This window comes from Microbispora sitophila (assembly GCF_014892245.1).
Lineage (GTDB): Bacteria > Actinomycetota > Actinomycetes > Streptosporangiales > Streptosporangiaceae > Microbispora > Microbispora siamensis.
Genome location: NZ_JADBGC010000057.1, coordinates 1 through 10,353 on the forward strand (window position 1 = coordinate 1; position 10,353 = coordinate 10,353).

General features: G+C 69.6%; 4 protein-coding genes and 1 pseudogene. 3 read left to right on the forward strand and 2 right to left on the reverse strand.

Annotated elements, in window-relative coordinates:
* Positions 1 to 5,064, reverse strand: a 5,064-nt coding sequence (locus tag IL992_RS45110; protein WP_193209431.1) for a ThuA domain-containing protein, incomplete at its 3' end; no start/stop codon positions are given.
* A 212-nt stretch (positions 5,065 to 5,276) separates the two neighbouring features.
* Positions 5,277 to 6,557, reverse strand: a complete 1,281-nt coding sequence (locus tag IL992_RS45115) for an ROK family transcriptional regulator (RefSeq protein WP_193209432.1) — start codon at positions 6,555 to 6,557, stop codon at positions 5,277 to 5,279.
* Between the two features lie 243 nt (positions 6,558 to 6,800).
* Between IL992_RS45115 and IL992_RS45120 the strand changes: the two genes are divergently transcribed.
* The 3 genes and pseudogenes from IL992_RS45120 to IL992_RS45130 all read left to right on the forward strand — a co-directional run.
* Positions 6,801 to 8,099, forward strand: a complete 1,299-nt coding sequence (locus IL992_RS45120; RefSeq protein WP_193209433.1) for an ROK family protein — start codon at positions 6,801 to 6,803, stop codon at positions 8,097 to 8,099.
* 403 nt (positions 8,100 to 8,502) lie between these two features.
* Positions 8,503 to 9,990, forward strand: coding sequence for a sugar ABC transporter ATP-binding protein (locus IL992_RS45125; RefSeq protein WP_193209434.1), 1,488 nt, complete (start codon positions 8,503 to 8,505; stop codon positions 9,988 to 9,990).
* A pseudogene (locus tag IL992_RS45130) lies at positions 9,987 to 10,353 on the forward strand (ABC transporter permease); the annotation flags it as partial. The gene IL992_RS45125 and the pseudogene IL992_RS45130, both read left to right, overlap by 4 nt.

Genomic DNA, 10,353 nt, shown 5'->3' on the forward strand with positions numbered 1-10,353 from the left:
GGTCTTGTTGCCGAACGGGGTGTTCAGCGTGATCGTGGCCGGCACGTCGCCGTTGTTGACGGCGGTGACCGCCAGGTAGGCGGTGGTGCCGATGCAGCGGGGGGCGGCGGTGACGGTCAGCTTGACCGTGGGCGTGGCCGGCGTGGAGATCGTCAGCGTGAGCGTCTTGATCGCCTCGACGTTGCCCGCCTTGTCGGTCGAGCGGTAGGTCAGCTGGTGCTGGCCGTCGCCGGAGACGGTGACCGGGGCGGTGTAAGCCGTCCAGGCGCCGCCGTCCAGCGCGTACTCGGTCTTGGCCACGCCGCTGCCGCCGGTCTCGTCGACGGCCTTCAGCGTGACCGTGACCGGACCGGTGAACGAGCCGCCCTCCGGCTGCGCCGGGTCGGTCGTCGCCGTCGTCACCGGAGCGGTCTTGTCCTCACTTCCCGCCTTGATCAGCTTGAAGTAGTCGAACTTGACCGTCTTGGACGCGCCCTGGTTGGTGCCGATGGTGTAGACGCCGATCTTCGACGCGTTCGCCACGGCGCTGTTCTTCACCACCGCGACCGTGCCGTTGGTGGCCAGGTCGGTCCAGGTGGTGCCGTTGGAGGAGTAGGAGCCGGTGAAGCTGTCTCCCACCTTCTTCAGGCGCAGCCACCACGGACCGGCGGTGAGGTTGTTCACCTGCGGCTGCGGGTTCTGCACGGTGCCGCCGACCTCGCTGCGCAGCTCGATCGTCCGCGCCACCGTCGACCCTGCGGCGTTGGTGGTGAGGAAGTCGAACTTCACGTAGTTGTCGTCGTCGCCGTACACCATCAGGCCGCCCTGCTGGTACTGCTCGCTGAGGGCCGAGCCGTCGAGCTTGGTCTCCAGCGTCCAGTCACCGCTCGGCGCCGTCTGCAGGATGAAGTTCTTCGGGCCGCTGTTGGTCGTCCCGTAGATGTCACCCTTCGTGGTGTCGAGCTCCAGGTTGCCGTTGCTCACCCGCACAGCCGTCGCGTCGTAGCGCACGACCGAGTTCCAGCGGCAGTTGTCCAGCGTGGTGCCGTTGAAGTCGTCGTCCGGCGTCGGCGGGGTCGCCTTGTCGTCCGGCGTGATCTGGAACCAGTCGAAGGCCGCGTCCACCACCGGGTGGTTGGCCCCGGCCAGCGAGATCAGGCCGATCTTCGGGTTGGTGATCCCGGCGAGCGGCTTGGTCTCCGGCATCGCGGTGAAGTTGGTGCCGTCCGAGGAGTAGTGGGCGGTGATGTTGGTGCCGTCGCTGACGAACCGCACGTACACCGTGTCGGGGTAGGCGTCCCCGAGGTTGGCCGTGTTGCTCTGCGACACCTCGTTCGGGGCGCCCTTGTCCTCACGGATGAACTGGAAGATGCGGCTGGCGTGGTCGGAACCCGAGGTCGACCGCGCCTGGAGCACCATCTTGGCGTAGTTGTCGTCGTCGCCGTAGATGACCAGGCCCGCCTGCTGGTACGCGTCGCGCGCGTTCAGCGTGAGCTTGGCGGTGGCGGTCCAGGCACCCGACGGCGCCGGCTGCACGACGATGTTCGGCGTGTTGCCGCCCGTGCTGTAGATGTCGGTCGTCGAGGTCGGGATGATCAGCTTGCCGTCGGCGACCCTGAGGTCCTGGTTCTCCCGGATGACCGACCAGCGGTCGCGGTCGAGCTGGGTGCCCAGGAAGTCGTCGGACCGGCCGCTGAAGCACACCGTGGCCGGTGTGTCCACCTTGACCTGCACCGTGGCGGTGCCGGCCGCGCCCTTGGCGTCGGTCACCGTCAGCGTGGCGGTGTAGGTGCCCGGCGCGGTGTAGGTGTAGCTCGCGTTGGCCGTGGTCGGCTGCGGCGCGCCGTTCACCCCGAAGTCCCACTTGTAGGTGAGCGGGGTGTCACCGTCGGGGTCGCTGGCGGTTGAGGTGAAGTCCACCTTCAGCGGCGCGACGCCCGTGGTCGCGCTGGCCGCCACCGACACCGTCGGACGCTGGTTCTCCGTGGCGCCCTTGCCGATGAAGTCGACCCAGTTGAAGTTGAGCAGGAAGGCGTCGTTGGCCGCGCTCGCCGGCTTGCGCACGACGAAGTACAGCGGGCCGCTCGTGACCGGCGGGTTGGTCAGGTTCAGCGTGACGTCCTTGAACGTCTGCCAGCCGCCCGTGCCCGCCACGTCGACGGTGCCGACCAGCGTGCCGTTCTCCGGGTTGCCCTGCCGGACCTGGATGGTCCCGCCGGTGGTGTTCGACGCGACCCGGAACCGGATCGCGGTGACGTTGCTCAGGTTGACCGGGTCGAACGACCACCAGTCGCCGTCCTGGATGTTCCCGATGTTCTGGTTGCCGCCCGCGGTGTCGGTCGTGGTCTCGATCGAGACGCCCGCGGTGTCGGTGCCCGTGCCGCCGGCGACCCGGCCGGTCTGCGAGAAGTGCTCGGCCTGCTTGCGCTTGGGCTCCAGGATGACCTGGCCCCGCCCGGTCAGCGGCTTGGCACCGCCGGCGCCACCGTCGGTGTAGCTGGCCTCGATCGCGTAGAAGAGGTTGTCGTACTCGCCGTGGCCCGCCTGCTGGGTCTGCAGGGTGCCCTCACAGCCCTTGAGCTGGTCGAGCGGGTGGCCGTGGCTGTCGTGGCCGAGGATCGCCTGGATCTGGACCTTGTCGCAGTCGATCGTGCCGTCCTCGGGGTCGGTGACGGTGACCTTGAACTTCACCTGGTCGCCGAACTCGAAGAAGGCGCCGTTCGGCGGGACGTCCACGGTGACGGTGGGACGGGTGTTGCCCGCGTTGATCGCCACACTCGCCTTGCCGGACAGGCCGTCGGCGTTCGTCACGGTGAGAACCGCGTTGTACTCGCCGGCCGTGGTGTAGGTGAAGGTGGGGCTGGCGTCGGTGGAGTCGGTCTTGCCGTCACCGTCGAGGTCCCAGGCGTAGGTGATCGCCTTGCCGTCAGGGTCCCGCGAGCCCTCGCTGCTGAACTTGACGCTCAGCGGCACCGGGCCGTCGGTCTTGTCCGCGCTGGCGCGGGCCGCCGGGGGACGGACGCCCTTGACGTAGTCGACGCGGTAGATGCCCGAGTCGGCGTTGTCGCCGCCGAAGCCCGAACCCCACTCGATCAGGTACAGAGCGCCGTCGGGACCGAACTTCATGTCCATGGGCTTCTTGAAGCTCAGGGTGTTGAGAATCCGGTTCATCTCGACGAGCTTGGTGCCGTCCTCGTTGAGCTGGAACGACCACAGCGCGTTGTTGTTCCACTCACCGAAGACCGCCTTGCCGTCCCAGTACGCCGGCCACTTGGTCGTCGACTGGAGGTTGGCGTTGTAGCGGTAGACCGGGCCGCCCATCGGCGCGCCACCGGTCAGCTCGGGGAAGTTGTTGGGGTCCGAGGCGTAGTGGTACCAGACCGTCGCCGGGATCACCGGCGGCAGGTTGGTCAGACCGTCGTTGTTCGGCGAGTCGTTGACCGGAGCCGCGCAGTTGAACGCCGACCCCGACGTCTTGGTCGCGAAGTTGTAGTCGATGTAGGGGGTGTTGTTGCCGATGCAGTACGGCCAGCCGTAGTTGCCCGGCTTGGAGATCAGGTTCCACTCCACCGTGTTCTGCGGGCCGCGCGTTGCGCTGGCGGCGTTGGCGTCGGGGCCGTACTCACCCAGCATGATGTTGCCGGTCTTGGAGTCCAGGCCGATCCGGAACGGGTTGCGGAAGCCCATGCCGTAGATCTCGGGCTTGGTCTTGGCCGTGCCCGGGGCGAACAGGTTGCCCGCCGGGATGGTGTAGGTGCCGTCCGGCTCGGGGTGGATCCGCAGCAGCTTGCCGCTCAGGCTGTTGGTGTTGCCCGCGGAGCGCTGGGCGTCCCAGTTGGCCCGGCCCGACTGCTCGTCGATCGGCGCGTAGCCGTCGGAGGCGAAGGGGTTGGTGTTGTCGCCCGTGCCCAGCCACAGGTTGCCGGTCTTCGGGTCCATCACCAGGCCGCCGCCGTGGTGGCAGCACTCGGCCCGCTGCACCGGAACGTCGAGGATCTTCTTCTCGCTCGCCAGATCCACGGTGTCACCGGTGACCGTGAACCGGCTCAGCCGGTCCACGTTCGCCGAGCCCGACGGCGAGTAGTACAGGTAGATCCACTTGTTGGTGTCGAACCCGGGGTCCAGCGCCATGCCGAGCAGACCGCTCTCGTTGGCGGTGAACACGTTCAGGTGCGCCGCCGTCACGGTGCCACCCTCCGGCTTGACGACCTTGACGTCGCCCAGCCGGTCGATGTAGAAGACCCGGCCGTCCTTGGCCACGTCCAGCATCATCGGGTTGGAGGTGTTGTCGTCGAGGGTGGTCTTCTCGAAGCTGCTGCTCTGCGAGGCCGAGCAGTCGGCCTTCTCGGCGCCCGCGGCGGTCTTGATACCGCCGAGGAGCAGCTTGAGGAAGTTCGCCTCGCTGTAGTTCTCCTTCAGGTGGCCGAGGCCCGTGTACCACGAGCGGCCACCGTCGTAGTCCTGACACCAGGTGTTGGGGTGGTCGGCGCCCATCGTGGCGCCGGAGTAGGACTTCTCGTCCATCGACGTCAGGACGTGGACCGTGCCACGCGGATTCGTCTGGTAGTCGTACCACTCGTCGGTACGGGTCCAGGTCGTCGGCAGATCCTTGGTCGACGGGTGCGCCGGGTCCTCGACCTTGACCGTGGCCTGCTGGATCGCCGGGTGCTGCTTGAAGTAGGCCCCGACGAGCTTGCCGTACCAGGCCCAGTTGTAGCCGCTGTCGGCGGCGGCGTGGACGCCCACGAAGCCGCCGCCCTTCTGGATGTAGCGCTGGAAGGCGTCCTTCTGGTCCTGGGTGCCCAGCGGGTCACCGGTCGTGGACATGAAGACCACGGCCTGGTACTGCGCCAGGTTCTCGTCCGTGAACTTGGTGCTGTCCTCGGTCGTGTCGACCGCGAAGTTGTTCTCCTGGCCGAGCTTCTGCACGGCCGCGATGCCCTCGGGGATCGAGTCGTGCCGGAAACCGGTGGTCTTGGAGAAGACGAGCACCTTGAAGTCGGGTGCCGCCGCGGCCGTAGCGGCCTCGGCGCTCGCGGGCGCCGCGAGGAGCGTGATGACGGGCGCGACGAGGGCCAGGGCCATCGTCGCCGCGGTTCGACGTCTCGGACGTCGTCCCTTTTCTGGCAGGGCCGTGTTGAACGGCCTGGCCCACGTTCGATGACGTGGTGACATGGAAGACCCTTCCTGACTGGGGGGGAGGTCAGGCAAGGCGCGCGCCGCCGCGCTTGTTGCCGCTTACTTGCGTTGGATACCGGGGGTACTGGAGAGGTGCCGTCTCCAGGTCTGTGGGGCCGTCAGTAGGCTGACGGCCGGGGTAATGAATCCATGATCGTTGTCGGGTCGTCGATGATCTGGCTGACCACCATGCTCGCGGCGCCGCGGGAGGCGGCGCCGAAGCCGAGCGTCGAGGCGACGAATCGGCACTGGGCCGCGGGGGCGGCCATCACGAGCCGCTGCAGTTCATCCTGCGCGTGGGGCAGCAGCCACTCGGCCAGTGAGGCGAAGTAGCCCCCGATGACGATCACTCGCGGGTTGAACAGGTTGGCCACGATCGAGCCGCCGAGCCCGAGCCACTGGCCGACCTGCGCGACCGCCTGCATCATGCGCCGGTCGCCGGAGGCAAGGCCCCTGGCGATGTCGGCCACTCGTTCGCCGGGGTCGGGCACCGGCATGCCGGGCAGCCCGTACGCCTGCTCGGGCATGGCCGCGCGGACGAGCGCCGCCAGGCCGACCTTGGTCTCCCAGCAGCCGATGCGGCCGCAGCCGCACTGGTCGCCGTTCGGGTCGACCCGCAGGTGCCCGACCTCCCCGGAGAAGCCGTCCGCTCCGCGCAGGAGCTTGCCGCCGGAGATGATGCCGCCGCCGACGCCCACCTCACCGGTGAGGTAGACCAGGTCGGGCGTGCCCGCGGCGACGCCCGAGGTGAACTCGGCCAGCGCCGCGAGGTTGGCGTCGTTGTCCACCCGCACCGGCACGCGCAGCGGGCCGAGCATGGCGGACAACTGGTCTGCCAGCGGCAGGTCCTGCCAGTAGAGGTTCGGCGCGAGCGTCACGACGCCGCGTGCCACGTCCACGAGGCCGGGGACGGCCACCGCGATGCCCGCGGGGACGGCGCCGGCCCGCGCCATCGCCTCCACGGACTCCTTGGCCACGAGCCCCAGCCTGCGCACCGCGCTGTCCGGGCGGCTGCCCATCGCGTCGAAGACCACCCGGCGCTCGACCAGGACCCGGCCGCTGAGGTCGGTGCCGTGGACCGCGATGTAGTCCACGTTGATCTCCATGCCCAGGGCGCCGACGTGCGCGCCGTGCAGCGCCACCGCCCGTCTGGGGCGCCCGACGGCGCCCGCGTGCTCGACGCCGAGCTCCCGGACCAGCCGCCGATCCAGCAGCTCCGCCATGAGGTTGGAGACGGTGGCCCGGTGCAGCCCGGTCGCGTCCGCGATGTCGGCGCGCGACAGGGAGGTGTGGTCGCGCAGCTCACGCAGCACCAGCGAGAGGTTCGCCCGGCGCAGTGCGGCGGGGCCCGCCGGCGGAGAGCTTCCGGAGAGGCGGGTGAGGTGCTGCTCGTTCGTCACCCGCCTCACCTGATCCTTTGTTTGTCTACGAGATCAATTAATCAGGGTTGTAACACGGAGGTGTCCGTCTGTGCACCCCTTGGTCCCGTAACGAGTTGGCATCGCCCCCTTTCCGCCCAGTTCAGGACTGATTCGTTATGTGGTTATTGGAACGTTACGCAACTTGTGACCGGTTTCCCCTTGTGCCTCCCGGAAGTCCCCGTCTTTAATTCGGCCAGCCATGCGAACTAATTGAGGAGGGGCGTGGACCGCACCAGGGCCGACGGCCATAGGACCGACTCGCCGAGTCGCGGCGGGTCCGCGGGTGTTCCCGCGGACCAGGCCACTGTGCGCCGTTCCAACCTCGCTCTGGTTCTGCGGCACGTGAGTGCGTACGGCCCGTGCTCCCGGTCGGCCGTCGCGGTCGCGACCGGACTGAACAAGACGACCGTCACCAGCCTGGTGAGCGAGCTTCAGGCACGGGGGCTGGTCAAGGAGACCGGGCCGCAGCACGCCGGTTCCGTCGGCCGCCCGAGCGTCGCGCTCGTCCTGGACGGTTCACGGATCGGCGCCCTGGGCGTGGAGGTCAACGTCGACTACATCGCCGCCTTCGCCACGGATCTGGCCGGCAGGGTGCTCGCCGACCGGCGCATCGGCTTCGACGCCATGGGTTCCAGCCCGGAACGCTCACTGGACGAGCTGGCCCGGGTGGTCGAGAGGACCGTCGCCGACCTCGACCGGCTCGGGGTCGCGCTGGCCGGGATCACCGTGGCCGTCCCCGGCCTGATCGACACGAGCACCGGCACGGTGGTCGTCGCCCCGAACCTCGGCTGGCACGGGGTGGCGGTGGCCGAGCGGCTGTCCCAGGCCGACATCCGCGCAGGCATCCCCATCGCCGTGGACAACGACGCCAACCTCGCGGCGCTGGCCGAGTTCACCTCGGGCGTCGCCGCGGGCACGTCCGACCTGGTCTACCTCACCGGTGAGGTGGGCGTCGGCGGCGGCATCATCTCCGGCGGCCGGCTGCTGAGCGGAGCGGACGGCTTCGCCGGGGAGGTCGGCCACATCATGGCCGACCCGTCCGGTGAGCCGTGCCGCTGCGGCCGGGTCGGCTGCTGGGAGACCAAGGTCGGACTGGCCGCGCTGGTGCGCATGGCCACGCCCGACCGCGCGTACGGCACAGGCGGGCAGGTCGTCCGCGACCCGGAGGAGCGGCTGGCCGAGATCGAGCAGCGGTGGGCCGAAGGAGACCCCCGCGTCGACGCGGCCCTCGCGAAGGTGGGCCGGTGGCTCGGACGCGGAGCGGCCGTGCTGGTCAACCTCTTCAACCCGCGGGTGATCGTGCTGGGCGGCTACTTCGCCAGGCTCGCCGACCGGATCGTCCCCGCGGCCCGGGAGGAGATGGCCCGCCTGGGCATGACCGGCGCCGACCGCTGCCGGTTCGTCGCCTCCAACCTCGGCTTCGGCGCAGCGTCGCGTGGAGCGGCCGGCGTCGTCGTCGAACGGGCGCTGTCCGACCCCACAGCCATCACCATCCGACATCCCAACCATCGTGGCGCGTGAGGAGCCCCCGATGACCCGTCCGTTCCACTCGCGGTGGACCCGCCCGTCCGCCGCCCCGCTCCCACCTGTCCCCGCCTGATCTGACCACCCCCGTCCACCCAGACATCCCGTCCGCCTGACCGGCCTGTCCGAGCCGCCGGCACTCCCGCCCATCCCGCGTGCCGCGGCGATGGCGCATGCCGTCAGGCGGACGGGATCACCACCGTGCCCTTCCCCTTCACCCAGAACGTCCCGCCCGCCTGATCGGTCGCTCGAATCCGCAGCGGCACCGTTGACGCCGACCTCGGTGCCGTCGCGGTGGTGCCAACCGGCGCCGTCAGGCGGGCGGGGCCAGGCCGCATCCCCCGTCCCTCAGGAGGCCCCTGTGCCGCGGTCATCGTCCGACTCGGCGTCTCTTCTCCAAATGCGAGGAATCGTCAAACAGTTCCCCGGCGTGCGCGCTCTGAACGGCGTCGACCTCGACGTCCGCGCGGGGGAGGTGCACTGCCTGCTCGGCCAGAACGGCGCCGGCAAGTCCACACTGATCAAGACTCTGGCCGGCGCCCACCAGCCCGACGAGGGAACCATCGTGTTCGACGGCGCGGAGGTCCGCCTGGCCGGCCCGACGGCCGCGATCCGGCTCGGCATCTCCACCATCTACCAGGAGCTCGACCTGGTCGACGGCCTGAGCGTCGCCGAGAACGTGTTCCTCGGCCACGAGCCGGCCCGGCTCGGGTTCGTCAGCAGGGGAGAGGCCAACCGGATCACCCGCGAACTGCTGGCCGGGCTCGGGCACGGTGAGATCCGCCCGACCACCGAGGTGGGCCGGCTGTCGCCGGCCGCCAAGCAGGTGGTGAGCATGGCGCGGGCGCTCTCCTACGACACTCGGCTGATCGTCATGGACGAGCCGTCGGCGGCCCTGGCCCACGACGAGGTGACCAACCTGTTCCGGATCATCCGCGAACTGACCGCGCAGGGCGTGGCGGTGATCTACATCTCGCACCGGCTGGAGGAGATCCGGGAGATCGGCGACCGGGTGACGGTCCTGAAGGACGGCCGCACGGTCGCGGTCGGGCTGCCGGCCAAGGACACGCCCACCTCGCAGGTGGTCGCGCTGATGACCGGCCGTGAGGTGGAGCACGTCTTCCCGCCCCGGCCCCGCCCCGGCAGTCATGACGGCCGTCCCGAGATCCTGCGCGTGGAGAAGCTCACCGTGCCCGGCCGCGTGACCGACGTGTCGTTCACCGTACGGGCCGGGGAGATCGTCGGGCTGGCCGGGCTCGTGGGGTCGGGCCGCTCGGAGATCATCGAGGCGATCTACGGAGCTCGCCGCGCGGACGGCCGCGTGGTCCTGAACGGCGCCCCGGTGCGCGGCGGCAGCCCCAGCCGCGCCGTACGGGCCGGCATGGGGCTGGCCCCCGAGGAGCGCAAGGCCCAGGCACTGCTCCTCGACCAGAGCGTCATGCGCAACATCTCCCTGAGCAGCCTCGACCGGTACGCCAGGTTCGGCTGGATGAACCGCGGCCGCGAGGCGTCCGACGCCCGGCGCCAGGTCGTGGACCTCGACATCCGGCCGCCGCACCTGGACCGGCCCATCAAGAACCTCTCCGGCGGCAACCAGCAGAAGGCCGTGCTGGCGCGCTGGCTGATCAACGGCCGCAAGTTCCTGCTGCTCGACGAGCCGACCCGGGGGGTGGACGTCGGCGCCCGGGCGGAGCTGTACGCCGTCATCAGGAGGCTCGCCGATGAGGGGATCGGCGTGCTGCTGGTCTCCAGCGAGGTGCCCGAGGTGCTCGGCCTGGCCGACCGGGTGCTGGTCCTCCGTGAGGGGCGCGTGATCCACGAGAGCGATGCCCGGGACCTCGACGAACACCACGTCCTCGACATGATCATGGAAGGAAGGCCGGCGTGAGCGACTCTGTGACGCCCGCGGTGGAGGAACAGGCGACCCCCCGAGCAGGATCCGGCGGATTCGCCTCTAAAACGACGATGGCCGGCCGGCTGGGCAGGATCCCGCATCTCGGCCTGGTCGTCGCACTCGTCCTGCTGGCGATCGTGGGCCTGGTGACCCGGCCGGAGAACTTCGCCACGTCCTCCAATTTGGTGAGCATCCTGGCGTTGGCCTCGACCATCGGGGTGATCACGGTCGGCATGACCTTCGTGATCATCGGTGGTGGCATCGACCTGTCGGTCGGGGCGTTGATGGCGTTGGCGTCGGTGTGGGCGACCACGCTGGCCACCCAGTCCTACGGGCCGGTCGTGATGATCGTTTGCG

Coding starts and splice junctions, on each gene's coding strand:
- IL992_RS45125 (WP_193209434.1), top strand. CDS start 8,503: ATGCGAGGAATCGTCAAACAGTTCCCCGGCGTGCGCGCTCTGAACGGC.